This window comes from Okeania sp. SIO1H4 (assembly GCF_010672695.1).
Classification (GTDB): Bacteria; Cyanobacteriota; Cyanobacteriia; order Cyanobacteriales; family Microcoleaceae; genus Okeania; species Okeania hirsuta.
The window spans coordinates 1-26,341 of record NZ_JAAHGB010000077.1; the positions used below are offsets into that span (position 1 = coordinate 1).

At 38.6% G+C, this 26,341-nt stretch carries 21 protein-coding genes; 12 read left to right on the forward strand and 9 right to left on the reverse strand.

The window, feature by feature from the left end; all coding sequences use genetic code 11:
* Positions 1-135: 135 nt before the first annotated feature.
* Positions 136-888 carry a glycosyltransferase family 2 protein gene (locus F6K06_RS28730; protein ID WP_124147244.1) on the reverse strand — a complete coding sequence of 251 codons (753 nt, stop codon included), beginning with the start codon at positions 886-888 and terminating at the stop codon, positions 136-138.
* 447 nt (positions 889-1,335) lie between these two features.
* Complete coding sequence (locus F6K06_RS28735) at positions 1,336-2,190, reverse strand: DUF547 domain-containing protein (RefSeq protein WP_124147245.1); 855 nt, start codon at positions 2,188-2,190, stop codon at positions 1,336-1,338.
* Between the two features lie 296 nt (positions 2,191-2,486).
* Here F6K06_RS28735 and F6K06_RS28740 point away from each other — a divergent pair, with 296 nt between their 5' ends.
* The 4 genes from F6K06_RS28740 (at position 2,487) to F6K06_RS28755 (ending at position 10,810) form a co-directional block, all read left to right on the forward strand.
* Positions 2,487-3,050, forward strand: a complete 564-nt coding sequence (locus F6K06_RS28740; protein ID WP_287243814.1) for a hypothetical protein — start codon at positions 2,487-2,489, stop codon at positions 3,048-3,050.
* A gap of 251 nt (positions 3,051-3,301) precedes the next feature.
* Positions 3,302-5,569: a LamG-like jellyroll fold domain-containing protein gene (locus tag F6K06_RS28745; protein WP_124147247.1), complete on the forward strand. Its 2,268-nt coding sequence runs from the start codon at positions 3,302-3,304 to the stop codon at positions 5,567-5,569.
* Positions 5,490-9,428, forward strand: coding sequence for a neuraminidase-like domain-containing protein (locus F6K06_RS28750; RefSeq protein WP_124147248.1), 3,939 nt, complete (start codon positions 5,490-5,492; stop codon positions 9,426-9,428). Before F6K06_RS28745 ends, F6K06_RS28750 begins: the two co-directional genes overlap by 80 nt.
* Positions 9,428-10,810, forward strand: a complete 1,383-nt coding sequence (locus tag F6K06_RS28755; RefSeq protein ID WP_124154961.1) for a hypothetical protein — start codon at positions 9,428-9,430, stop codon at positions 10,808-10,810. The genes F6K06_RS28750 and F6K06_RS28755 overlap by 1 nt, the downstream gene beginning before the upstream one ends.
* A 541-nt stretch (positions 10,811-11,351) precedes the next feature.
* Here F6K06_RS28755 and F6K06_RS28760 read toward each other — a convergent pair.
* The gene (locus tag F6K06_RS28760) at positions 11,352-12,776 is read right to left on the reverse strand and encodes a group II intron maturase-specific domain-containing protein (RefSeq protein WP_240039169.1); all 1,425 of its coding nucleotides are present in this window, start codon (positions 12,774-12,776) and stop codon (positions 11,352-11,354) included.
* Positions 12,777-13,843: 1,067 nt separating this feature from the next.
* Positions 13,844-14,104 (reverse strand): hypothetical protein, encoded by a 261-nt coding sequence (locus F6K06_RS28765; protein ID WP_124147250.1) that lies wholly within the window; start codon positions 14,102-14,104, stop codon positions 13,844-13,846.
* An 873-nt stretch (positions 14,105-14,977) separates the two neighbouring features.
* Here F6K06_RS28765 and F6K06_RS28770 point away from each other — a divergent pair.
* The 5 genes from F6K06_RS28770 to F6K06_RS28790 all read left to right on the forward strand — a co-directional run bounded on the left by F6K06_RS28770 (position 14,978) and on the right by F6K06_RS28790 (position 18,271).
* Positions 14,978-15,145 (forward strand): hypothetical protein, encoded by a 168-nt coding sequence (locus tag F6K06_RS28770; protein ID WP_161564705.1) that lies wholly within the window; start codon positions 14,978-14,980, stop codon positions 15,143-15,145.
* A gap of 979 nt (positions 15,146-16,124) precedes the next feature.
* The gene (locus F6K06_RS28775) at positions 16,125-17,168 is read left to right on the forward strand and encodes a sirohydrochlorin chelatase (protein ID WP_124147251.1); all 1,044 of its coding nucleotides are present in this window, start codon (positions 16,125-16,127) and stop codon (positions 17,166-17,168) included.
* Between the two features lie 342 nt (positions 17,169-17,510).
* The gene (locus F6K06_RS28780) at positions 17,511-17,642 is read left to right on the forward strand and encodes a hypothetical protein (protein ID WP_275670452.1); all 132 of its coding nucleotides are present in this window, start codon (positions 17,511-17,513) and stop codon (positions 17,640-17,642) included.
* An 83-nt stretch (positions 17,643-17,725) separates the two neighbouring features.
* A complete protein-coding gene (locus F6K06_RS28785; RefSeq protein ID WP_161564706.1) occupies positions 17,726-17,887 on the forward strand; it encodes a hypothetical protein in 162 nt (53 codons plus the stop codon).
* A gap of 81 nt (positions 17,888-17,968) precedes the next feature.
* Complete coding sequence (locus tag F6K06_RS28790) at positions 17,969-18,271, forward strand: hypothetical protein (protein ID WP_133434000.1); 303 nt, start codon at positions 17,969-17,971, stop codon at positions 18,269-18,271.
* 93 nt (positions 18,272-18,364) lie between these two features.
* Here the strand turns inward: F6K06_RS28790 and topA are convergent, their stop codons facing one another.
* The 3 genes from topA to F6K06_RS28805 form a co-directional block, all read right to left on the reverse strand.
* Positions 18,365-20,989: a type I DNA topoisomerase gene (gene topA, locus F6K06_RS28795; RefSeq protein ID WP_287243811.1), complete on the reverse strand. Its 2,625-nt coding sequence runs from the start codon at positions 20,987-20,989 to the stop codon at positions 18,365-18,367.
* Between the two features lie 750 nt (positions 20,990-21,739).
* Positions 21,740-21,889, reverse strand: a complete 150-nt coding sequence (locus F6K06_RS28800) for a hypothetical protein (RefSeq protein ID WP_287243810.1) — start codon at positions 21,887-21,889, stop codon at positions 21,740-21,742.
* Complete coding sequence (locus tag F6K06_RS28805) at positions 21,886-22,098, reverse strand: IS4 family transposase (RefSeq protein WP_205127535.1); 213 nt, start codon at positions 22,096-22,098, stop codon at positions 21,886-21,888. Before F6K06_RS28805 ends, F6K06_RS28800 begins: the two co-directional genes overlap by 4 nt.
* An 83-nt stretch (positions 22,099-22,181) precedes the next feature.
* Between F6K06_RS28805 and F6K06_RS28810 the strand changes: the two genes are divergently transcribed.
* Both F6K06_RS28810 and psb32 read left to right on the forward strand, forming a co-directional pair.
* On the forward strand, positions 22,182-22,508 hold the full coding sequence (locus F6K06_RS28810) for a hypothetical protein (RefSeq protein WP_124147253.1): 327 nt from the start codon (positions 22,182-22,184) through the stop codon (positions 22,506-22,508).
* 181 nt (positions 22,509-22,689) lie between these two features.
* Positions 22,690-23,415, forward strand: a complete 726-nt coding sequence (gene psb32, locus F6K06_RS28815; protein WP_124147254.1) for a photosystem II repair protein Psb32 — start codon at positions 22,690-22,692, stop codon at positions 23,413-23,415.
* A gap of 55 nt (positions 23,416-23,470) precedes the next feature.
* On the opposite strand, the gene F6K06_RS28820 is transcribed toward psb32, so the two are convergent.
* Positions 23,471-23,854, reverse strand: a complete 384-nt coding sequence (locus F6K06_RS28820) for a DUF4346 domain-containing protein (protein WP_124147255.1) — start codon at positions 23,852-23,854, stop codon at positions 23,471-23,473.
* 749 nt (positions 23,855-24,603) lie between these two features.
* On the reverse strand, positions 24,604-24,741 hold the full coding sequence (locus tag F6K06_RS28825; protein WP_287323331.1) for a hypothetical protein: 138 nt from the start codon (positions 24,739-24,741) through the stop codon (positions 24,604-24,606).
* A 615-nt stretch (positions 24,742-25,356) separates the two neighbouring features.
* Between F6K06_RS28825 and F6K06_RS28830 the strand changes: the two genes are divergently transcribed.
* Complete coding sequence (locus F6K06_RS28830) at positions 25,357-26,187, forward strand: capsular polysaccharide synthesis protein (RefSeq protein WP_287243808.1); 831 nt, start codon at positions 25,357-25,359, stop codon at positions 26,185-26,187.
* Positions 26,188-26,341: the final 154 nt, after the last annotated feature.

Here is a 26,341-nt window from a genome sequence, read left to right on the forward strand (position 1 = left end):
ATTTACTTGGGGAACGAATTCCCATTTTATTTTCCTCCCTTTCTCCTTCCTCCTGTCTCCGTCCTCCTGCCTCCTCCTCAATTCTCCCCCGCTCCCCCGCTCCCCCACTCCCCTACTCCCCCACTCCCCCACTCCCTACTCCCCCACTCCCCTGCTCAAGAATTTGTTAGTATTATTCTGCAATTCTAGATTTTTCCACAGATATTTTAAATACAATTTACCAAGAGTTGTCAGAATAATTGTTCCAGCTTGAAAACTACCTTTTATAGTACCTGATATTTTTGAACGTCCACCCTGACGACGACGATAACCAACAGGAATTTCAGTTATTTTTAAATCGCATTCTACAGCTCTAGCTTGCATTTCTACCGTCCAACCAAAACCTCGGTCTTGCATTCTAATTCTCTCTAAATTAGACTTCCGAATTAAACGCAACGGTCCTAAATCTTGATACCAATATCCCCACCCTAAACCAATTAAAAAAGTAGCTAATTTATTACCAAAATTTTGTACGGGAGTCATAGCAGACCTACCTACTTTTGTAGCACGGCGATCGCCTAATATTAAATCGTATTTATTAGTAGCAGTTAAAAATTTTGGTAGTTGCTTTAAATCATCACTACCATCTCCATCACAAAATAAAATCCAATCACATTCTAAGGGTGTATTTTGGATGCCACGCCAACAAGCTTTACCATAACCTGATATGGGTTCTTTGATGACTTTTGCACCTGCTTTTTTCGCTTTTTCTATACTTTTATCGGTGCTACCATTATCAACTACTATGATATTTTTTAGTCCGTAAGATTGTAATGATTTAATTACATTTGTAATGGTAGATTCTTCATTCAAAACAGGAATAATTACGAATATTTTTTCTAAAAGCATTTGTTTTAATTTTTTTTCTGAAAAATGAAGTAGTCAGCTTTTCCTGCAAAATGCTACCCAAACAGCTTTTTAATAAATGAAGCAAGCATTTGTTTATAGCAGTTCTTTAATCTATGAAGTACAGTTTTAGATCCCCCCCACCCCCTTTCTAAGGATGGAGTCTTCAAAGTCCCCCTTTCTCAGGGGGATTTAGGGGGGTCGTAAATGTATGTCATAACTGTGAGAATTGTCATAACTTCTACTACATTAAAAAAATAGCTGATAGCTGATAGCTGACGGCTAAAAGCTTAGATATTATTGAACATTTATGGAGTCTTCAAAGTCTATCTTTCTCAGGGAGATTTAGGGGGATTGTAAATGTATGTCATAACTGTGAGAATTGTCATAACTTCTACTACATTAAAAAAATAGCTGATAGCTGATAGCTGACGGCTGAAAGCTTAAATATTATTGAACATTCAAAGACCAATCATAGTTAGAATATTTAACTTGATAACCACCCTGTTTTAAATACTTTTGAGCATCAGGATTTACATATTGATGAGCATAATTTACGATTGCCGTTTCTGTTTTATTCAAACCATCAATATTTGCTTCTTGACCATAGGTTTTTTCAAAATCTTTACCAAACCATTGAAAAATTGAAGACAAATAAACAGCATTATTTTCACGGTCAATTCGGAAACTTTGATTATTGGCGAGAAACTTATTAGCTTGGTCATCTAGTTGTTTTTCTAATTGATTACCAGTATAAGTTTCTTGTCTAAGAGGAGGGCAACTTATTGCAGCACAAACTAAAGCAACATGAATTCCTGGTTCGTTAAATTCTTTCCTTAAAATCTGATGTTCGATATGATCTAATGTCAACTTTTCCCCAACAATATCGAATTTACGAATCTTCCAAACACCAGGAATTCTTCTAATACTTTTAGTGGGGTAATTATCAATAATAGATTCTAAAGTAAAAGAGTTATAAGCATTAACTAAAAAAGCAATTTTTTCTGTGTCTGTCCAAGAATCATAAGTGCTTGGCGTTACAGCTCCAATAGCAGCATTAAATTCATCAAGTTTTTGCCGATTTTCTTTTAATCTTTTGTAGTCAACTAACCCTTCTGCATTGACATATTCCTTTAAAATTGAGTTGTAATCTTGATAATTAAATGGTTGAGCTGAAGTAGCAGTAGATTCTTGTGTACCTTGATTGTTTTCCCCTAGATTTGTCGGACTATTTAATCCACCACAGCTAGCTAAAAATATAAGTAGCGGTAAGAAAAATAATAACTTCTTAAGTTGATATCTCATAAATTATTCTGCCATTGATATTAATTTCATGGGTGCATTTCATATTTGCAAAAATACTTTTTTCCTATCTATTCCCTGTTGCCTGTTGCCTGTTGCCTGTTGCCTAAAAGCGATAATTTTTTGGCTTTATTCAAAATTGAGATGCACCCAATTTCATTACATATCCATGAAAAACTAACGGCATGAGTAACTTGTGAAACTTAGCTTAATTTTGACTTAAAAATTGAGATTTATACTAATTATTCTAATTATTCAAAGGGTACCTAAATATGATATTTGACTATCTAAGTAGGTAGGTGAAAAAATTTATAAGTACGTCCGAAGCGAGTGGAGCGGAGCGGAAGGAAGCAATCTCAAGGGTTTTGACTGCTTTAACATTTCGTTATATAGTGATGTTTATTCACGCCTACCTACTTAGGATAAATATTGGCTACAAATTTCAGGCCAGGTGTTCCCTAAAAATATTCACTGTAGAGGTATTGACAATTGCATCAGACAATGATAACAGGACTAAATCCATTTCCCAGAAAGAAACCCCTAAAACTAATGGTAATGGCAAACGTCCTCTGCGTCAGAGAATAGAGTCAGCATTAAACAAACAAGACGGGTTTAACAAAGAACTTGCCCGTTATGGCTTTAACAGTTCTGCGGAGGTAGCCAAATGTCCTTCTTTGACTCAACTGATAGAAAAGGTCAAAGCCAAACAAACAGGTGAAGTAAGTCGGGAAAATCTACCCACTTTTGCTTTTTATCGAAAGGCCAGGCAACGAGAGCCATTAGTCCAACAGGTAACCCGGGATGTAATAGTATCCAAAGATCCAGTAAGTCAAGGGTTACGTCATGTACGACCGCCAGCCTGACCCCAAGCAGTGGCCAATGAGTTCCAAAGTGCTTCTGATAATAAGTTTCTACGCTTTACAGGGGATGACAGCTATGTGGAAGTTCCCAACACTGACAGTCAGATGAATATATTCGAATCTGGTAGTTTTACTGTGGAGTGTTGGGCTAAAGTAGAAGGAAGCGAAGCGTCGAAAAAAACGTCCGATTTTTTGGTCACGGCAGTAGCGTTCCTAATGTTTTCTCTGGTGGACTTGACTACAGAAAACTTCGGATGGATTTATCTGGTGAACATACATCCACAAATAACGACTTTGAGTATAGTGGTTGGCATCATTACGCTTATCTCTATAATGACGACACGAAAAAAGGAGAAACGTATCGTGATGGAGTCAGGGTAGATAGAGAGGAGGTAAATAATAATCATCATTCTACAGGAGCTTTTAAGATAGGAACCCGTGCAAATCATTATTTTCGAGGGCTAATATGTGAAATGCGTGTCTGGAATTATGCTCGTAGCGAAGGGGAAACCCAGAGAGACATGTACCAACCCTTGATAGGCAACGAAGAAGGCTTAATGAATTATTGGCCAATGAATGAAGGGACAGGAGACACAATCAACGATCGCCAATCCTTCAGAAACTGTAACGGTACTCTTAGTGGCAATAATAAACCAGAATGGGAGACAGATTCTGGGCCCGATGGTTTCGGCGAACCAGTGCGCTACGCTAAACCAGGTTCAATTCAGTCGAGTCAATCTGCGGCAGCTTATTTAAAACATATCTATGATTTGGCTAGGGAGCAGATAAGTCCCTCCTTAGAAAAATGGGCTTTGGATACTCGTCGTCCAGACCTACAAAACTTAGAGCTGAGTGAAAATAACTTACATGAGGAGATTACGACTCTAGAATTGGTTAATGAAGTGCTGCTATCAATGCTTTGTTCCTGTCTGCACTTTCCAGGAAATGACGGCTATGTGAGAGTTCCCAACACTGACAATCAGATGAAGGTATTCAATGACCAAAGTTTTACTGTAGAGTGTTGGGCTAAAGTAGAAGAGGGAAACAGTACCTCCCGTATGATGCTTTTTTCTGAATCCGGTGGAGGTCTTGTAAGAGCTGGATTTTTTGATGATAAACTTTTTTTTGCGCTTGATAATGGGACTCAGAGATGTCCTGATATATATGAATATACTAATTGGCATCATTACGCTTTTGTCTTTAATAATGAGAACAAAAAACAAGAAATTTATCGTGATGGAGTCCAAGTATATGAAAGAACTTGGGATAACATTTGTGGTGTCTCTGCAGCTCTCAAAATAGGAACCTATGGCAGTAACGACCAGTATTTTCCAGGAATGATCAAGGAAATGCGCATCTGGAATTATGCTCGTTTCGGACAGGAAATCCAAGAGAATATGTATTGTCCCTTGGTAGGCAACGAAGACGGCTTAATGAATTATTGGCCAATGAATGAAGGGACAGGGGAGACAATCTATGATCGAACCTCCAGAGGATGTCACGGTTCTTTCTCGGGTAGTAATAGTAATAAACCCCAATGGGTAATTGACAAAAACTTTGGTGGCCAATTTTCCGATGATGGTCAAATTTTCAATCAATTAAAAACCCAACTACATCCCCTAGCACTACCATTCAACAAAGACCTAGCCACAGTACGTACTGGTTTAGCCCAAATCGAGGGCATGAATGTCAATGCCATAGCTCGTCGTTTTCAGGAAGATGACTATGCATTAACGCAAGAAAGCTTCACCCTGATTCCCCATATTACTGATGCCTTAGACCTGGTGGAATCAGAAATTGAAAAACTCCAGCAGAATACAAGCGATAACGACAATCTCTTCACACAGATATTTGGTGTATTCACAAAATCAGAATTACAATATGTAGACACCTTCATCGAAGCCACCAATATCACCTTCGACGAATTCCGTCAACTGTCTCGAGATTACGCCGTTAAAGATGAAGCAGGGACATCGTACTCACAGAATGAGTGGGGGGCAAGATTTCATATGGGTACATACAAAGTCTTGATCCTAGAAGAAGAAAACGAGCGACTGCGCATGAGAGGGGATGACGACGATAATATACACACAAACCAATTATCAGGGATGAATCACCTAGTCAGGCTCAAAAAGCGTACTGGATTAGAGTTTCATCAGCTAGATCAATTGCTGTGTTCTGTGAAAGATGCAAGCGACAACAGAAGAGTAACCGATAAAGGATTCAATGTCTTAGCCCATTATTTATATTGGCAGGAGCAATACAATCTCAGTGTGGATCAGTTTGTGGGAATGCTGCAAGAAGTTAACTGTTATGTGCGAGTAGGAGAACAAACAGAACCTACCCTGATGCGACAACTGTTTGGCAAAGATGCTCCCTACGTCACAGAAAAAATTCTAGCTAGTTCAATTAAACTCACAGAGCTAGAAAATCTCAAAGAGGGTGGCATTACCCTGGGAGACCCTGCGACGAGGATTGAAACTCACTCGTCGGGAATGGGATGTAGTTTTGGAGTTAGTTAAAATCGACGAATACACCAAGATTAACCAAAGGAGCCTTGCTCTTCTGTATCGCCTAGCTACCATCTTTGGGCTTTTAGGTTGGGATATTCTCAATGGCATCAAATTAATTGAGAAAATAGACCCAGACTTACTAACCACCTTAGGCGAATTAACTGGAGCCAACAGCGTCTTGTCAGCATTAGACAAATTAGTCTGGTTATCTCAATGGATGGAGAGTGCAGAATTATCCGTCACAGATTTATTAATGGTACTCACACCACCAAGCGAAGCAGTACTACAAACAACTCAACAGGTAAGCAATTTTCTGGATGAATTAAACAACGCCATCCAAGACAATTTACTCGACAGCGAATCTGACTTTGCTATTTACCGCAATTGGAAAGTAAACGAGTTAATAATCCCCCCCATTGAAATTGAAGATTGGTTGGAGCAGCTACAAAGCCTAGATATCCTGGATGCAGCAGGTTTATTCCTCTCTGTTACCAAAGACCAAATAACAACAGCAGTCACAAAGATTCTCACCGCTGAAAGTGTAGACATTGATGACAATGAAGAACTCACAAACCAACTGATAGACTTCTTAGCTGAAACCCAGTATAACCAAGAACAAGTTTTATTTGAGCAAGTCATCAAAATAGCTGAAAGCGATCGCCCCGAAATTGTAGCTCCTGTATTGAGTTGGATGGGAACCAATACCTATGACACTCTCAGCACCCTACTATCGGGAACAGAATCAGAACAGTTGCAACTGCTGTATAATCTGGCACGACATCTCCAACTCACAAGTAAATTATCCTTCTCTGCTGCCACAGTACAAATGCTCTGTGATTACCCTGAATGGTTAGTCATAGGGATGACCTTACCATTAAGTCTAAAGCAGGTTTATTATTTAGAGCGGTTCAAACAAATTCAGAACGCTGAAGCTACTGAAGAAATGTGGTTAGCTTATTTTCTCACCCTTTGGGGAGGAGTAGACATCACCGATGACCAGATTAACGCATTATTGGCAGTATTGCTCGACTTTGACCAAGAAGAAATTGCAGTGCTGCGAGACAATGCTTCTAACCAGGAAACCAAAACTGTACAACAGGTAGAAGCTTTGTTCAGACAGATAAAACTATGTCAATACTTATCTATCAGTGCCACAGAATTAATCACTCTCACTGAAGAAGGAGTCAACGATGGAACAGACTACCCAGAAGCAGCAGCAGTAGTTTTAGGGGGACTAGCTCGTGCCAGTGATGAGAATTTAGCTACAAATGCTGAAAATGCTCTCAATGAAAAAATCCGTGATGCTTTAGTGGCGGCAGTCTTTTCTCATGTCATCTCCCAAGATGAAGAGTTGAGAGACAAGATTAAAGATACCGAAGACCTCTATAGTTACCTACTCCTAGATGTGAATGTTACATCTGCTGTGCCAACCAGTCGTATTGTGGAAGCTAATTCCAGTGTACAATTATATATTCATCGGATGCTGGAGGGAGTAGAATCTGGCGAATTTGTTGATAAAGCAGCTTTCAGGGACGAATGGGAAACAGCTCAACAGTATCGAGTCTGGGAAGCTAATGAGAAATTGAAACTGCATCCAGGTAACTACATTGAACCCGAACTGCGCTACGACAAAACCGAGATATTTAAAACATTTGAACAAAATCTGTCTCAGGGACATCTAGATGAAACCATGATTGAGACAGCTCTGTATAGTTATATGCAGGAGCTGCAACGTCTCACGGAGCTGATACCGACGGGGTTTTGTCAAACACGAGAATACAGTCCTTTAGGTAACCATGTCAACTACTACTTTACGGCCAAAGCAGGTTGGACGGAAATGACTTACTACTATCGTCAGATGCGATTAGATGTGGAGATGTTGAAGACAGGAAACCCTCAAGCTGTCCAGTGGGGAGAATGGAAAAAGGTTGATTTACCTGCAACTAATCAGACAGTATATGGGATTAACCCCGCTTATGCCTGGAATCGCTTATTTCTCATTTGGATAGAGAAAAAGGAACGGCGTAGTGAGGATGGAGAAACAACCACATATCATCTGCTGCCTCGGTATCTCAGGCAAGGAGTGGATGGGAGTTTTGGAGAACCTTTGACACCTTCTATGTCCCAGGATATACTTGAGGCACTGATTGTTGAGGCAGATGTCAGACCGACTATTTACCAAGCGAATTTTCAAGTGGATAGGATTAGCTTGTATTTTATTGTTTCCGATCAGAAGTTTCAGTTTGAAATAAGTAAAAGAGAGGCAATTATTATTGATGCAACTAGCGCAACTATTACCAATCCTCCTCAAATTGAAGGGTATGAAGGAGCTGAAAGTGTCTATGATGATCAAGAAATACTGTTTTATCCAGAATCAATTCCTCTATATCAAGGCTATTATATTTTAGATACAAGTGAAGACAATTATGTCAATTTGCACTTGCATATTAATTGGACTACGAGATACATTTTGATTTCAAAAATCATAAATGGTTTAAAATTAGAGATACAAGAACAGGAACTTGAATTTTCCTCAGAGATGGATGAAATGTATTCCATAAGCATAACGAACTGTAAATATCAAATTTCCATTAATGGAGACATTATAAAGACAAAGGTAGTTGGTGATGCTGTTGATGAGAGCCATTATCCTTATGATATAAATTTCAAAGTACCTACTGTAAGTACGCAACTTGACTTGTCTAGTAGTCCAAAAACGGGAGAAATTACAATAGAGTTTTTATTTGATTATTATACAGAGATCATACCCTTTGCTGGTGGTGAAAAAGTGACGATCAGTGGGACTGAGACACTTCCGGCTAGAGAAGTTATTAACTATGACACTTTAGCTTTAACTGATTACATATACATCGAATCACCAGGAGATCGAAAACAGGAAGCATATCTGGTCACTAAAGATACAACAGCAGAAAGTTCTACACATATTTTTCACCTAGTCTCACCAGCATTAAGTAACGTTCCTGAACTCTTACCACTACCTGCTGGAGTCCTACCTCTGTTTTCTTTGGAGCATCAATCCTATACTGAAACTGGGGTTGATAACTTCGTTACTGAAGCCGAAAAAGCTGAAGACGATGAAGACGCTCAGGTATTCAGTCCTATCCTAGAACCGAAACCGAAGAACCAGTTTGATTTCGATGGATCAATGGGGCTTTATGGCTGGGAAATCTTCTATCACATTCCCGCACTCCTGGCTTCTAAATATGCTGAAAATGGCAACTACGACCAAGCCAAGCGTTGGCTCCGTTGTATTTATGACCCTTCTAGCACAGGAAATCCTTGGGGAGTGCGTCCGTTAAGCAGTAACCAGACAACAAATAGCTTTTCCAGTATCACTGACCCCGATGAGGAAGCTCTCAGAAACACCATTCATTATCAACACGCCACTATTCGTCACTCCATCGAGCATTTGCTCTCTCAAGGAGATGACTCTTATCGTCAGGAAACTCAAGAAACTCTACAAGAAGCAAAAATGTGGTATGTTGTTGCCAAAAATGCTTATAAAGAAGAATTTAGGGAAACCTTAGAGAGTCTCACTGCTAGCGACTGGAATAATCCCACATTAGGAGAGGTAACTGAAGCTGATTTTCGAGAACCCACCAATGAGGAACTACTGGGACTTTACGAAACCATTGAGGAACGATTACACAATTTGCGTCATTGGCTGAATATCGATGGCGAACCCTTGAATGTTCCTCTGTTAGCTCCTCCTATCGACCCCCAACAACTGCAATTAGCTGCCTTATCTGGAGTTCCTGCTACTGCAGCTCAGAGCTTTGCTCAAATGGCTCTACCTTTACTTTCGAGGAGATTCTGGCTAAAGCTCAATATTACACTCAGGAACTGATGAAGTATTCTCTACGGATGCAACAAGCTCTGGAAAAACGAGACGATCGCTTACTCGAAGAAATTAAGCAACAGCATGAGTACGATTTGTTTGAATTCAAGATTAATGCTCAAGAACAAGCGGTTAAGATGGTTGAAGCAGCCGACAAAGCCTTAGAATATGCCAGGAATGTTCTTCTAGTAGAGCGCGATGGACAGAAAAAGTTTGCTGATGAGTACATGAATGATTCTGAAACAGCAGCTATGGGGCTCATACCATTCAAAGAAGTCTCAATGTTCTTAGCTACTGGTATGTCAGTAACTGAGGCAGTTTCTGCATTAGTTCCAAACATTTTTGGTTTTGCTGGTGGGGGAAGTAAGATACAAGCTCCTGCCAAAAGTGGTAAGGAAGTTGCTGAGTTAACCGCAAATATGCTTCAAGATGCGATAGATACTTTGAAAGATGCTGGAGGCTACCATCGTCGCCAACAAGAAGCTAAATATAACTATGATATATTGGTGGAGAAAGTCAGAGAGATTGACTTACTTATGGAAGATGGTAGTGAACTGGAAAAGGAACAAGAAATACTCCGACAGCTTGAGTCGGAGCGTGACCAATCTAAATACTTAGTAGAGTTTCACCAAAATCGCTTTACCAGTAGTCAATTCTATGATTGGTACATCGGGCATATTAGCAATCTCTACCGTTCCTCCTACGATGCTACTGTCAAGTTTGCTAAGATGGCTGAAACCGCATACCGAATGGAGACTGGAGACCCCACAGCTACCTTTATTGGCTCTCATTGGGATCAAGGCACTAAAGGAATACTCGCTGGTCAGGCCCTCTGGTTAGACTTGCAACGGATGGATTTGGCTTATTGGAGCCGCATTGAGCCTGAGACTAGCCTACTCAAAGAAATTTCACTCCAAGAACTTGACCCATCTTCTCTAGCATCTCTCCAGTCTCGTGGTCAAACCATCTTTTGTCTCAAAGAAGAGTTATTTGAGGAAGACGATCCCACTCTTTATGGCCGAAAAATTCAAAGTATTCGGGTTTCCATTCCCGCTTTGGAAAATCAACGATGGTCTTGTTGCGGTCGGTTAACTCAAATTGATAGCCGACTCTACTATAGCCGTCACAAAGATGCTAACCACTCTATCTTTAATCCCTATGCTTATCAAAGTATAGTTTTAGGGGGATGGCAGACTGACTCTTCCAAGGTAAAATTACCCAAAGGTCGTCTCAAACCCTTCCAAGGAACAGGGGTTGACTCAACTTGGCATTTATCTTTCCCTACAGTTGTCAAAGCTATAGGGGAAAAACGCCGTCATTTTCCTCAGAAAGAAATGCTGAAGCTCATTGATGATGTGGTGATTGAAGTTACATATAGCGCAAAGATGTAAGGCAGAAGGCAGAAGGCAGGAGGCAGGAGGCAGGAGGGAAGAAAAGGCTAGAAGGGAGAAAGTTTTTTTATTGCTGATTATCTGGACATAATATCAAATCCGGTTAATTGCACATAAAAAAATTCTCCAATCGTCATAAGTAGGCCTATCTTTGTAATTCTCTCTCCTCCTGACTCCTGACTCCTGACTCCTGACTCCTCCTGAGTTAACCATTCTATAACTGTTCAACCGGACTTGATATAAAATAAGCGATCGCTCCTCAACTAAGAAGGTAGGCGATCGCTATTCTCATTCATCCCTAATTATAGAAAAAATTAGGGGTAAAATTAATCCACTCTTTCTAATTGCCAGAGAAGTTAAACTAAGCAATTCTATCACCAGAAATGCTCGTCTCCAAAACCGGACGTGAGACTTTCACCTCATCCGGCTCCTCAGTGATTTGGCCCTAATCAAAATGAGCACCTCTACCGCTATTCTTAGCAGTTTTCAGATCGTAGCAATGTATATGCAATAGTAAATGGCATCCAATACTTTCCCCCTCTTAAGTTGAATGAAAGTCTTTTTGCCTGCTCCAATAAAACCAGTCCTTGTTAACATTCTCCTGTCTAACAATAGGAACTTCTGTGTGCTTCAATAGCTTAACTCGACTGCCATCCTCATAACTACACGAAAATTCCTTTCTGTTTTCCCCAGAATGCCAATACTTTTGAGAAATCCAGTCATTATTTTTATTGGAATGTCTTCTTCTTGCCCAACGCCAGAGTTTTTGGTACACTAAATGATCCAAATCCCTAAAGGTTTTCTTACTCACTACAGCCGAGTAATAGTTTACCCAATCCCTAATAATAGGATTAAGCCTTCTAATTAAAACAGCCTGTGGTGCAGACTTATGTCGGTCGATCACCTCAGCAATTTGACGATAATGACTCCTCATGCTCTGGTCACTTGGTTTGACCTCAGTTTTAAAACCAAGCTTACCTTGATTTTTGCCCACCTCATATTGTCTGATGTTGAACCCCAAGAAATTAAACCCTGGTTTTTCTCCACCATACCCATATAGAGTATGAACCACTCTTGTTTCACTTGGTTTTAACTCCAGCCCCATTTCAGACAACCACTCTCCAACCTTTACTAGGCATTTTTGAACTATATCTATATCTTTATGAGCGATCGCCAAACTACTACCATAGCGAACCAAACCCAAGTATTCACTCCTATCCACCCTTGACATCTCATACCCGCTTTCCACAGATTGAAAATCAAAAATTTCAGCATACTCCTTGATTTGCTCCTCCATACCATGAAGAGCCACATTTGCCAGAAGTGAAGAAATAACCCCACCCCTTGCCATCTCCTCATCAGTTGGAAATAACCCTTCCCCATCCATCACACCAGTCTTTAACCAAGCTTTGATTTTTCGACGCAATGTAGGATAAGTACCCAGCCTTTCCAGTAATAGTTCGTAGTTAATACCCTGAGAAGACTTAGCAATGTCAGCCTCAAGCACATACTTAGGCTCCAGCTTGACAAAACCAAAAATTGCTTCTACAGCATCTTGAGGCGATCGCCCCGGCCTAAACCCATAACAACTAGATTCAAAAATAGCCTCCCATTCTGGCTCCAGAGCCATCTTGACAAGTATTTGTAGAGCGTAGTCCTCCATAGTGCCTCTCCTAGACTTAACCTTGCCAGTTATGTCCAAAGTTTCAGCCAAAGCAAACAGCTTTTCCGAAGACAAAATTTCCTTACTCTGGTTATCTTGAATTACCCCACGCACCGCCAATAACTTAGCGTACCAGGACTTCAACAAAGTTTTTTGGGGCTTACGAAATGCAACAAAATCACGACTCTCAGAGGCTCTGTAGATTCTTTCCTGTAACTTAAAGACGTGACGCTCAACCTTTAACCAGTTAATATCGCGCCATTCCTGCCATTCCACCGTAGTCTTCAAACTCGTATTGGACATTTCTATTACCTAATCAAACTCTACATTCCAAATCACCGTGTGTCCGTCAGCTTATCCCATTACATTAAATAAGGGCCTTTGCTTCTGACACAATCCTTCCCAATCAAACATCCGGTTAGCACCTACTTGATCAGTTATCAGTTATCAGTTATCAGTTATCAGTTATCAGTTATCAGTTATCAGCAGTCAGTTATTTTACTCTAAAAAGAGTTGTAGCACTCGCCATATGCGCCTTTTAAATATAGTCACGGCAAGAATTTGACTTCTGAGTTCTAACTTCTGAGTTCTAAATAGGGCTTGCTGATTAAATCTAAAAGCATTGACATATAAAGGCTTTAGCCTTTTTAGGACCTTTAAAAGGTACAAATTTTTCAGCTCTTTATGCTCAAAAAGGAGCGTATTTTAGACAAGACTTCGGCAGAAAAATCAAGAGACAAAACTTAGCTCCTACCTCCTATAAATTCCAATTTCTCCTGTCTCCTGTCTCCTGTCTCCTGTCTCCTACCCCTACTCAAAGACTAGTGAAGCGCAAACCCTAAATAACTATTCAAGAGTTTTTCATGGGTTACTTCGTTCCAAACGACCTTATTTATATACCTTTAGGATGATGCTTTACGCCGGGTTTACGGGAAGTGCTTATTAGCCGAACCAAATCTCGCTAACTCCCTATCCTGTGCCTTTTGGCTCCAGTGTCACAGCTTCTTTCACTGGTTGAAAATTACGACGCTTCAATTACATCTTCGCTTTTCGCTATCCAATGGGTATTGTGCTTGATGGAAACTCATTTAAGCTTAAAGCTTTACCACCTTTTTACCCCGCTTTACGGATTGGTCGCTAGTCGCTACCGTAGGGGTAATGCTGTCAACCCTGCACCTGGGCGGAAGGAATCTCACCTCCAAGGTCATTTAGTTATAAGGCTAATGGCCTTACTCTACTCACGTCTTATAGCATTTGAAGCAAAGAGCGCGGACAGCTCAAGAATCTAAAACTTAGGCCAGGTAAGATTTTTCCTTCTGCCTTCTGCCTTCTGCCTTCTGCCTTCTGCTATAACCTGATGGCCTTGACTTTTAGCAGAAACGAATCGCACTTTGGTTGCCTTCACGACGTACTCTAGATACTACCCAGTTCCGCCAGACCCAATGGTCTCCACGGCTGGTGACAGCACTGGCATTGATGTCCATTAAATCTGCTAACTCTGAGCTAGTGATTAGATAGCCTTTACTGGCCACTTCATCAGCTATGTGTAAAGTTTCAATTAAGTTGCGCAGTTGCCCAACCCTCTGCTCCCTGGGCATATTTTCGAGTAATTCGTTTGTTGTGTCATTCATGGTAATTATCAGATTATTTGGTCAGATACTACGGCTTACGATTCTATCGTTTTGTTTCCAATCTTGCTTAATTAGTTTTGAATATTCTAGGCTAACTCTGGTTGAGAATTGCCGTTAGAGGTGAAAGATTGTTTTCTCCTCACAACTTTTTTTCAGCTTAAGACTGGTTTTAATATAGTATAAAGTTATGTCTATAAATAGGAGATGATTGTTCCTTGAAATTACATATATCATCTGAAAGCTGAATTTTTTTATTTCCCTATATCCCGCAGAACTTTCTTTTGTAGTTAACAAGTCCACATTTTGAATATTTTTTCTTTTGTAGATATTCTATTCTTTATAAGTATCAATACTAAAAGTCTTATTTTGGCCTGAGATTTGACAACTTAAATTTTTTTAATTGTTGAAGAAGAAGTGGGGGGGGTAGGGCATGACTAATTCTTTGTCGTCAGAGAATATTAATAAGAAATACATTTGTGCAAATATACGAATCTCCCCACACTTCCCCTCCTGGGAGCAGGGCTAATTCTTTGTCGTCGCCCGAATATTTACAACCCTATATTTTTTTATATCTTGCGATCCCCACACCTCCCACACTTCCCACCTCCTCCTCCTTTTTTCTAAGCGTGACAATAAATTGACCTTGGGGGAGTAGGGGGAATTTTCTGAAAATCTTCCTTTTTCAGTAATACTATTTTCGCGATCGCCCTTCTTGTGATATTCTTGATTATTGCGTTGAATAAAAAATCATGTTTGTTTTCAAATTTACCTCAGTCTATTTACTATATCAGAATTTTTTCTGGCGTGCAACCTTAATTTCATCCCCCTGCCGTTTTTTATTGGAGTGCTAAACACAATGATAAATAGAATAATTTGGTAGTCCTGTGGAGCGTAATGGTAAATGGGGTAATGGTAAATGGGGGTCATTTCAGTTATCAGTTATCAGTACCTCTGCCTGAAGTCAGAATTTTGAATAAAGCCAAAAATTTATCGCTTTTAGGCAACAGCTTCGGAAGGCAACGGGCAACAGGGAATATATAGGAAAAAAGTATTTTTGCACATAAGAGATGCACCCGAAAAACTAGCTTTCTATGGGCGGATTTGGTATGAATAACTTTAATAGTAGTAATCTAGCAATTTTTAATTAATCATTAGATTTTTTTAAGGATTGCATAATAAATTAAGTTTGCTAAAATAACTAAAAGTTACACCACTTTTCAAGTAAATGAGGTACAGTAACAGAAGAACAATATTCATTATTCATTCATTAAAATAATGATTAGATAATCTGTACCTCATAAACCTGCAATGTGCTGTAAATCAGAATCAAAAAATACAAGAATAATTGATAGCAATTTCTGTATAAATTAAAGATATTAACTAGCCTTGAAAACGAGAGAATATCGAGAAAAAAATCTGAATATCCAGTAAGCATTTCCTGGGGAATGCTGCTCAAACAGCTATTAACTGTCAGCTCTCAGCTCTGATAAATTTTAATGAATATAGACTATAAAGCTAGCTTTGATAGTAAGTGTAAATTCTGACTAAATTAGTAAAGCTTTTATCTAAAATTAAAAGTAATAACTGACGGCTGAATGCTTACAATATTCATGGGCGATGTGCTAATTGCTATATATATTTTGCTGAAAAAGTGGGGAAACTCCGGTGTAATTCCGAGGCTGTGCGGCAACTTTCAATAATTATTAATTATTAATTAATTACCTCTCCTTTAAAACGGATAGGATTGAATAATCATGAAAATTTTTCTTCTCTTGGTCCATTGGATATGGCGAGGTCCCCTCGCCATCCCACCCTACGGGAAGCTACGCTAACGACCGCTTTTATCCCCTTAAAAGAGGAGGCTTTAAACCACAATTTTTCGGTAAATCGACAAATTGATAAAAGTATTTAATATACAAAATAAATAACTACTTACTAATCAAAAGAACTCGATCGGCCATAACACCTACTTATCACTTGTCAACCCTAGCTTCCTGCCTGAAACAGGAAAGGATAATTAATGAAATATTCAACTCAAAATTCCGAAATCAAAGCACAAAAAAATCTGACTTCAACAGAAGAAAGAAATAGTATATCTACAAATCATAAATTACCTCCATTACCACTACAAAGACCTTTATTATTGATAGGTCATGGGACACGAGATGCTGACGGAAAACAAACTTTCTTAGATTTTGTTGCAGCTTATCAAAATTTAGATAAATCTCGACCTGTGATACCTTGCTTTTTAGAATTAACAGGTCCAACTATTCAAGAAGGAGTAGATAAATGTGTAGAACAAGGTTACACAGAATTATCTGCTTTACCAATTTTATTATTTGCAGCTCGCCACAATAAATTTGATATTACCAATGAATTAGACCGAGCAAGACAACGACATCCTCAAATAAAATTCCATTATGGGCGACATTTTGGCATTACTCCCAAGATTTTAGAATTGTGGCGATCACGTCTCACAGAATTAGAAGAAACTAATTTTAATCCCTCCGAAACAGTTTTATTATTTGTAGGGCGAGGTTCGAGCGATCCCGATGCTAATGGAGATGTTTATAAACTAGCTCGAATGTTATGGGAAGGCAGTGGATATCTAACAATTGAAACTTGTTTTATTGGCATTACTCATCCTCGTTTAGAAGAAGGTTTTCGGCGAGCTAGATTATATCAACCGAAGCGTATTATTGTTTTGCCTTACTTTTTATTTACCGGAGTTTTGGTCAAGAAAATATTTGATATTACTGCTCAACAACAAGAACAATATCCAGGTATTTCTATGACTTGTCTGCCAGAAATGGGAGCGCATCCAACATTATTAGAATTATTGCGAGAAAGGGAAATAGAGACACAGTTAGGAGAAGTACAAATGAACTGTGAAATGTGTAAGTTTCGGTTAGCTACTGTTGCTGGTGAAGCACATTCTCACGGTCATGGTCATCATCATCACAACCATGACCATAACAATAATACTCACGACCATACTAATTCTATAGCCGATCCTTACGCTGATCCAGAACAATATCATCAGCGTATTTGGCAAATTCCTTGAAGAAGGAAGAAGGAAGAAGGAAGAAGGAAAAAGTGGATGGGGATAGTCAAAACCTGCCACTGTTTCTACAAACTTCAACAAGCTTGTAAACACCGTGTAGACTACGGGGAATTAAACCCGAAAAAAAAGATAATAATTCAAATTATTAATGTCATTGCAAGGGGGATAAATATTGACGTTAATCTTGAGAGAAAAGTGTTGATACCCCTGTGGCAATCTCCGGGAGGAACAATATAAATTTATCTAATATCATGTCTCTTTAAATAACCCCAATAAAAAATTTAGACGTTGCATACAACGTCCGTAGGGAGCAGGGAACAAGAGGAAATTTGTTTGCTCCCGATGACAAACGGAAAAAATATTCTCTCTCAAGAGAAGAACATTTTTACCCTTCAAAAACTTACCAGCCTCAGAATGGAGTTTAACTCCGCAAAAGATGTAGCAAAAGCAATGATTCAAGAATTAGAAGATTAAAAAAACAGTATTTTAGAGCAACGCTACGAAGATGCTTTAGCCTTGATATGAATTAGATGGGATGAGTAGGCAAACAAAAATAAATGCCATGGAATCTTTATGTAATTAGAATGCTAATACATTTGATTAAAAATCAACTAGAAAAAAAATTAACAAATTCTTGGGCAGCTTCAATAGGAGGTTCATTAATAGAAATCAAAAAAATCAACCTTCAAGACAACAGAAAATCTGGGGTTGGTGATTAGGTAATGCCATTAAATATTTATGAACGGTACAATTATAGTTTTTTCATAGATATTTGAGACAAAAGCATTACGCATTCACCAATGCCTGGTAGTAAGCAAGACCGCGATGAAAATGCAGCAATAAACATATTAGTCGCGGGCGGGCAGTCCGAGACAAAAAACGGACGTGGAGGCAAGGGTAAGACTACCGCCAAGGTAGCAGCAGTCTGTGTTAGCGAAGCTTTGCGCCAGCAAAACGTCAACCTACCGAGGAGTTTCGGCTCCATAGGAATCTCCGCGCCTTTAGGCCGGGGAGGATGTCAACATTCATCTCAATCAATAGACTTCTTGCGGAAGTCGGGAAAAGGAAACAGGGAACAGGGAACAAGGAAAAGTGAACAATAATTGACGTAAACACTATCAGAAAAATACTTTTGCAAGAGGTCTAATCAATATTTACCCACCATACTACTTAGTAATCTAAATATAACCGAAATTCTAATTATTTTCCGCCTTTGACTTTCTAGACTTTCTACCTCGAGTAGACTTCTTACTACTAGCCTTTGCCTTCAAAAGTTCCACAGCTTGCTCCAAAGTCACATCCTCAACAGCCGTATCCTTTGGCAAAGAAGCATTAACCTTACCATGCTTCACATAAGGTCCATAACGACCATCATAAATACCCACAGCCTCTCCATCTTCAGGATGTTTACCCAAATCTTTGAGTGGAGGTGCAGCTTTAGCACTACCACGCCTCGCTCTTTTAGGTTGAGCTAATAACTCCAAAGCACGTTCCAAAGTAATAGTCAAAACATCATCCCCAGCTTTCAAAGAACGATAATCTTTACCAACCTCCTTTCCTTGGTCGTGAACAACATAAGGACCAAAACGTCCTAAATTAGTTTGAATTTTGCAACCCGTTTCTGGGTGAACACCCAAAGTACGAGGTAAAGACAATAACCCTACCGCCATATCCAAAGTCACATCTTCCATATTTACACCCTTCGGCAGTGAGCTTCGCTTTGGTTTTTTCTTACTTCCCTCTACCTCATCACCCAACTGTACATAAGGACCGTAACGACCAGTCATTATATAGATAGGTTTATCTTCTTCTGGATGAATTCCTAATTCCTCAGGACCTTCTGTTTTTTGCTTCAGAATTTTCTCTATTTGTTCTGGATCTAAGTCTGATGGAGTTAAATCTTCAGGAATAGAAGCCTTGACAACACCTTCACCATTTTCTGCCTCAATATAAGCACCAAACTTACCGATACAAATACGATAAGTCATCTCTGGTTCATCATCCAAATTATCCAATTCAATGGTACGGGCTAACTTAGGGTCAATTTGCTCTTCCTGTTCCTTAATTTGAGTATCCAACCCACTTTCTCCAGAATAAAATTCTCGTAGATATGGCAACCATTGAGCTTCACCAGTAGAAATATCATCCAGAGTCTGTTCCATACGGGCAGTAAACTTAACATCCACAAATTCAGGAAAGTGCTTTTCTAATAGACTTGTTACCCCAAAAGCAGTAAAAGTCGGAACCAAAGCATTATTCTGAAGTTTGGCATAACCACGGTCAACAATAGTACCAATAACAGTAGCGTAGGTACTCGGACGGCCAATACCTTCACTTTCCAGAGTTTTTACCAGAGATGCTTCGGTAAACCTAGCAGGTGGTTGAGTTTCATGCCCTAATACTTCTATTTCTTGGCAATTTGGATGATCGCCTTGTTTCAGAGGAGGTAAAGGTACTTCTTGGTCTTCCAAAGCTGCTTCTGGGTCATCGGAACCTTCAACATAAGCCCGGAGGAAACCAGGAAAGTCTATACGCTTACCATTAGAACGAAAACCCGCATCTTCTACTTGCAGGTTAACTGTAATATGGGTTTGACGAGAGTCAGCCATTTGGCAAGCCACTGTCCGTTTCCATATTAAATCGTAAAGAGCAAGTTCTTGACCATTCAATCCTGTTTCCTGGGGCGTGCGGAAAGTTTTACCAGCAGGGCGAATAGCTTCGTGGGCTTCCTGAGCTCCTTTACTTTTAGTAGTGTATTGTCGTGGTTGGGGACTCAGATATTCTGGACCATACATTTTTTCCACACAACTCCGAGCAGCAGCGATCGCTTCATCAGACAAATGTACTGAGTCTGTACGCATATAGGTAATAAAGCCCTGTTCATATAAACTTTGGGCTGTCCGCATCGTTTGCCTAGCACCCATTCTTAGTTTACGGTTAGATTCTTGTTGTAAAGTAGAAGTGGTAAAGGGTGGGGATGGTTTACGTTTAACAGCTCGTTCTTCAACACTATTAACAGTCCAAGGCTTATCTTGCAGCCGTTCCTTCAGAGCTTCTGCTTGAGCCTCATCCAACAGAACTACATTTCTACCCTCAGCTATTTTGCCTGTATTCTCATCAAAGTCACTACCAGTAGCTACTTTTGTACCCCCAAGGGTGACAAGTTTAGACTCAAAAGGTTTTTTTGCCTGTTCTAAACTAGCTTTTAAATCCCAATAACCTCCTTGTTTAAAAGCTCGACGTTGACGTTCTCGGGTTACCAATAGTCGAACTGCTACTGACTGTACCCTACCAGCAGAGAGACCCCAGGCTATTTTTTTCCACAGTACAGGTGAGAGAGTATAACCGTAAAGTCGGTCTAGAATACGTCTTGTCTCTTGTGCCCTGACTAACTGTTCGTCTATATTGCGACAATTTTCGATCGCCTTACGGATAGCTTCTGGGGTAATCTCGTGGAATACCATCCGCTTAGTAGGAACTTTTGGTTTTAGTAATTGCAGTAAATGCCAACTGATGCTTTCCCCTTCCCGGTCTTCATCTGTGGCTAGAACTAATTCATCAGCTTCTTTCAAGGCATCTTTAAGTTCTTTGACGGTTTTCTTTTTGTCTTTAGGGACGACGTAGAGGGGTTCAAAATTTGAGTCTACGTTTACACCTAGATGTGCCCACTTTTCTCCTTTATATTTTTCTGGTATTTCATCAGCAGAAGGTGGCAGGTCACGCACGTGACCCATGGATGCCTCGACCCGATAGTCAGAGGGTAGATAGTTACGGATGGTGCGGGCTTTAGTGGGAGATTCCACAATAACAAGGGTTGACATAAGACTTTATTTAGGATGTTACAAGCTGGGATTTTATATTTAGGTTAGGAATGATATGCACCAGTGGTCAATGGGTCAGGAGAAATAGAATTTTATTGTTTAGTTTGGTTAGACATTAACAAGATAAAGTCCTATTTTTTCTACGCTATCTTAATTTTTTATTTCTGCCAAAATCTATAGCAATTTGCAACTTGATCGGGTATTAAGTTACTGGGTTTTTAGATTTTTCCTGAACAGAGAATGGAGATTAGAGCATTCTAGGTTTTGCTACATGTTCATAATTAACTTATCTGCAATCAGCTATATTTTTGATGGACATAAGCTTTAATTTAGTAATTACCTTATACGATTTGCTAGCATGACTTATTACTAATGTCAATAAATTAATATTTTTTTTATATTTGAAAGCAAAAAGTAAAATTATTGCTTTTGCTGTGATTAAGGATTTCTTCAATAAACCCTCAACTTCAACACATATCTAAATGCTAAGTCTGGTGATTAGTTATTATTTGGTTTATCTTTAACCAATACAAACTCTCAAGTTTCTTTACCGAAAAATTGTGGGTATGCGCCTCCCTTTTTAAAGCTATCCATTACTCACATCTTTCTTAACATCAGGTTTGACAAAAAAAAGCATTTATGTATGGAGTAGGGGTCGCCAAACTGACTCTCCAAAAATCGCCATTAAGCTCTGCTTGTTGATAATTAGATTTTGAGGTAACATCAACTACAAAGCTGACTGAAAATCAGCTATTTTGTCAGAGCGATCGCCAAACTGACTATCCGACAATTGTCATTAACTTCTGCTTGTTGATAATTAGATGTTGAGGTCATGTTAAGGGAGCAAGCTGAAAGTTGGCTGAGTCTGAAGTTCGGCGATGAAAATTCTTTTGAACTCACGTTGAATTAACCACAAGAGACTGACAAACAACCCAGCCCTTAACAAGATCATGCAATGGCGAGAGTCCACCCCAGAGAACTTTAACACCAGGAGAACCATCACCTTTTCGACCTAAAAATCCGCCCAATTGAGCAATCCAATTCACAACTTCAGCCAAAGTTGGTGGTGCTGAATCAGGATCAAGTTGGTGGTGTATGGTTGCAGACAAAACCTGCCACTGTGTAATTGATGTCTCCAGGGGTTAAAACACCCTGGAGACATCAATTCGACGTAAAGCCAAGACTATTGTTCATGTTCTACGAAAAACTATTGACTATATATAACCGAGACAATAAAACTTCTCACCCAGTAGTTGCCGTTAAAGTGGGAGATAAAAAGGATTATTGCCATGCCCTGAAAATTAACGGACCTTGCCAAATTATTTATCAACCCCATCAACCGAATAAAAGTCAAGCAGGAGGTGCTCGTCTGTGCATTGAAGTAGAACCGGAAGTTCTAGTGGAGCGAAAATATTTCTCTAATGGAGATTATAGTCCGCCACCGGAAGTAGTTCAGCAGAGGTCAAAAATTCAAAAAAAAAGTCCAAGATTAAAGACTAAGAGAAAACCAACTAGATAAATATTAGCCTCTAAAAGATCATTTAAGTAACATTGGGTGGGTTCTGTTTAGTTTTTTGCTGTCTATAAATAAAATGATAAAGTAAGTAAAGTCTAGTAAAGTTTTGCCCCTGTCATAGACTGTGGGAAAAAACTGTAACTCTCAAAAAAATTCACTTTTACCAAAAACTGGAAAGTATCTGATGGTACAACTATTCAATAAAACCTTCAATTTTCAAAATCTCCAAACTTTAATAGTATCTCTACTATTAATTATTATGGCTACTATCTTGCCAATATCTTCTGCATCCGCAACTGGAGTTTATCAAATGCCAAGTTTAGTGGCAGGCGCTCGTACATTTATTGTTGATGATGCTGAAGTTTTCAGTCGGATAACAGAAAGTAAACTGAACAATACCTTAGAAAGTTTGGCCAATACTACTGGTAATGAAGTTAGATTTGTTACTATCCGTCGCCTAGACTATGGTGAGACCGTGGATAGTTTTACGGAAAAGCTATTTGACAAATGGTTTCCTACCCCAGAAACAAAAGTCAATCAAACTTTAATAGTATTAGATACTCTCACCAATAATGATGCTATTCGGGTTGGTGATGCAGTTAAAGAACTTATGTCTAATGACATTACTCAGAGTGTAGTTGATGAAACTATTCAAGTACCTATTAGAGATGGCAACAAATACAATGAAGCTTTTTTAGCAGCTAGCGATCGCCTGAGTGCTGTATTATCTGGAGAACCCGACCCAGGCCCTCCGGAAGTTAAAGATGAGCTTGCAGCACAAGTATTAGCTACTTTTAAATCAGCAGAAGAAACTGACGATCAAAGTGCAACTATCTTAGTGGTTGTATTGCTAGTTGTAGCTACAATTGTACCAATGGTTACTTATTTCTGGTATCAAGGTTTTTCTTGATAGAAATTAAGGAGAATAGTAAAAGTCTAATTTCTGATCGTTATCCTTAATTCAATTAATCCTGAATATATTCCTTACCAGTTAATAAAGCCATTTCTGCACGCACAAATTCCCGCCCCAAATAAGCAGCATGATCTAACATTGTGACTGTACAGGGGGGGGTTTCTTCCAATATTTTTACACATATTTCTTTTGCAGTTCTCGCAGTAAATATTCTCGTGTGAGTATGTTCTACTTTGCCTTTTGCTGGAATCGGTTTTCCTGTTTCTGGATCTATAGCCAAACCACGGTTGTCAATAATATTAGTAAAGTGTTTTGCACATATTAAACCTGCTTCTCGATCAAGAAAAATAATAAAGTAACCACCTGAATCGAGGTCTATATGACGTCTTGAAAGCTTTTCATCAATGGTTTTTACTTCTTCAAGTGTTAGATTCATAGTTCCATCTTAGAATTATCTATATTTTATTCTACATTTTTATTGGAGGGTTAATATCAAGTTTGGATAATTAGTTATAAATCAAATATCAGCAGTTTTGTAGCAGTAGTACTCTTAGTCGGTACATCCATTTAATTTTTAGAAAGTAAACTGTAAAAATTACTGCTTATCTCACTATCCAAGCTTGAACTAACAGAGGCTAAAATTCCAGATTGATCTAAATTTTTATAAATCAATAAAATATCATCAATTTTTAGTTCTTAATTTCTATTTTATAGATATAGATAAATTAAAGATGTCAGCAAAAATTATTTTTACTATTACTCAAGCAACTCTCAAAGGTCAGCAATTTCTCTTTGAGGAGCGTACAACCTGTGTTATTGGTAATTCCAGTAACTGTTTATTTCACTATCCAAGCTTGAACTAACAAAGGCTAAAATTCCAGATTGATCTAAATTTAATATCATCAATTTTGAGTTCTTAATTTCTATTTATATACTATTATAGATATAGAAGATATAGAAGATATAGATAAATTAAAGGGTAGTGCAGAGCGCAAAGTGTGGGATTGGTCAGTATGTTGGCCAACTCTAGTGACCAAAATAAATCCACGTGTTCATATAATTTGACAAATGCTGAATAGGCAAGATTGATTTTATCTGTACTGTCTTTATAGAACCCCTGAGCGTATCTTTGGACGCGGTATGTGCTTTTGGCTTCCGTCCTCAGCCTGAGGAAGTTGTGGAAATTCAGGAACGAGAATGGGGAAAAAGCTGATGAGACCCCGCGTCGCCCAATAGCAAACCTGGTAGCGCATCAAGCAGGTAGAAAAATACTCTCATCTCCCCATCTCCCCATCTCCCCATTTCCTTCTCTATTTTTGGCATTGGTGAATGCATAATGCTTTTGTCTCAAATATCTATGAAAAAACTATAATTGTCAAGTTAACTTAAATTTAGCAAATAAAGTCAATAGGCAAAAATAACTAAGCAGTTATCTCTAATTTAATGGCCTATTTCTCAAAAAGGCGATCGATGATATACAAATTCCCATACTGGTGAGGTATAAAATTCTGGGCTTTAGAGACACAGTTCCAGAAGGTAAAGAAAAAGATAACTTTACACACGCGTGCATGATCGATGCTATATTTTACTTGGGTAATAAAAAATATTTCTCACCAACTTGGAATTTTTTTCTTGATTTTAAAGATTCAGTAAAGTTACACATAAATAGTTGACCTTGAGGAAATATTTATGCTACTCAAGAGATTTTTTATGAAAATTATGTAAAGTTGAGCAGGATTTATGCGTGTTTTTTAAAGATTCAGTGAAGTTATGAATAAACCCTTGCTATTTTACTATTTTATTTGTAGTATTGAGATACTAATGCTTTTATAGTCTAGTCAAGCACAAGTATTGAACTTACTGAAAATCAAGTAATTTAATTTTATTTGCAAGTGATGGTGATTACTTGCATAAACTAGCCTGATTGGAGATAAAGAAGTGACTATACCGAAAAAAATCTGGTTTTTATGGTATCAGGGGTTTTCACAAGCACCATTGGTTGTGAGAAAGTGCTATGAATCTTGGAAAAAGTATAACCCTGACTGGGAAGTTATTTTTTTAGATGAAAACAATATCCAAGACTATATAACTCTTTCTTTACCGGAAGAAAAATTATGCCAACTTCCTAAAACTAAACAATCTAACTTAGTCAGACTTGAATTACTCTCAAAATATGGAGGGGTTTGGGCTGACGCAACTAGCCTCTGCCGAGTCCCGCTAGACAAATGGTTAGGAGACTATACTCAAGCTGGCTTTTTTGCCTTTGTTTACAAAACAAAAGGATACGGATGGATTTTTACTTGGTTTTTAGCTGCAGAAAAGTCTAATCCTATCATTGTAAAAATTAATCAAAAGTTAACTTCTTTTTATAGTGATAATGAGTTTTACCATAGTGGTACAACAATAGCGAAAAAAAGACTTAAGTTTTTGCAGTTGTTTTTTAATAGGAAATATAAAACAACTAGATTTTGGTCTTCATGGATTGTCAGGAAAATTTTTAAAGTTTATCCCTATTTTATTTTTCACTTCATATTTGCTAATTTAATAAATTCAGATCGAGAACTTTTGGAACTATATAAAAAAATGAAGCCATATTACAATACTGGAGATGATCTAGGTAAATATGGGTTGCTTCGTCCTTTAACAGCAGAAGTTAAAGAGCGAATTGATAGCAGAGTTGATCCAGTGCACAAGTTAAGTTGGAAATACAAAGAAGAGAATTATACTTCTTCATCCATTTTACATTATTTATTAGAAGAAACAGACTAAACAAAAACGGAGTGCGACTCGTTCCTACTAGTGCAGGATGGCAGAAATAAGTGACCAGTAGAAGCAATGCCTTCTTCCTGAGATAGAATACTCAGAAGTGTGATCGCGATCGTAAAATAAATGGTCAATAGCCAAGCTAAAAATGATCGGCATT

Coding starts and splice junctions, on each gene's coding strand:
- F6K06_RS28745 (WP_124147247.1), top strand. CDS start 3,302: ATGGATTTATCTGGTGAACATACATCCACAAATAACGACTTTGAGTAT.
- F6K06_RS28810 (WP_124147253.1), top strand. CDS start 22,182: ATGTTCTACGAAAAACTATTGACTATATATAACCGAGACAATAAAACT.
- F6K06_RS28780 (WP_275670452.1), top strand. CDS start 17,511: ATGACAAACGGAAAAAATATTCTCTCTCAAGAGAAGAACATTTTTACC.
- F6K06_RS28785 (WP_161564706.1), top strand. CDS start 17,726: ATGCCATGGAATCTTTATGTAATTAGAATGCTAATACATTTGATTAAA.
- F6K06_RS28760 (WP_240039169.1), bottom strand. CDS start 12,776: ATGTCCAATACGAGTTTGAAGACTACGGTGGAATGGCAGGAATGGCGC.
- F6K06_RS28825 (WP_287323331.1), bottom strand. CDS start 24,741: ATGCCAAAAATAGAGAAGGAAATGGGGAGATGGGGAGATGGGGAGATG.
- topA (WP_287243811.1), bottom strand. CDS start 20,989: ATGTCAACCCTTGTTATTGTGGAATCTCCCACTAAAGCCCGCACCATC.
- psb32 (WP_124147254.1), top strand. CDS start 22,690: ATGGTACAACTATTCAATAAAACCTTCAATTTTCAAAATCTCCAAACT.
- F6K06_RS28790 (WP_133434000.1), top strand. CDS start 17,969: ATGCCTGGTAGTAAGCAAGACCGCGATGAAAATGCAGCAATAAACATA.
- F6K06_RS28735 (WP_124147245.1), bottom strand. CDS start 2,190: ATGAGATATCAACTTAAGAAGTTATTATTTTTCTTACCGCTACTTATA.
- F6K06_RS28755 (WP_124154961.1), top strand. CDS start 9,428: ATGAAGTATTCTCTACGGATGCAACAAGCTCTGGAAAAACGAGACGAT.
- F6K06_RS28820 (WP_124147255.1), bottom strand. CDS start 23,854: ATGAATCTAACACTTGAAGAAGTAAAAACCATTGATGAAAAGCTTTCA.
- F6K06_RS28765 (WP_124147250.1), bottom strand. CDS start 14,104: ATGAATGACACAACAAACGAATTACTCGAAAATATGCCCAGGGAGCAG.
- F6K06_RS28775 (WP_124147251.1), top strand. CDS start 16,125: ATGAAATATTCAACTCAAAATTCCGAAATCAAAGCACAAAAAAATCTG.
- F6K06_RS28730 (WP_124147244.1), bottom strand. CDS start 888: ATGCTTTTAGAAAAAATATTCGTAATTATTCCTGTTTTGAATGAAGAA.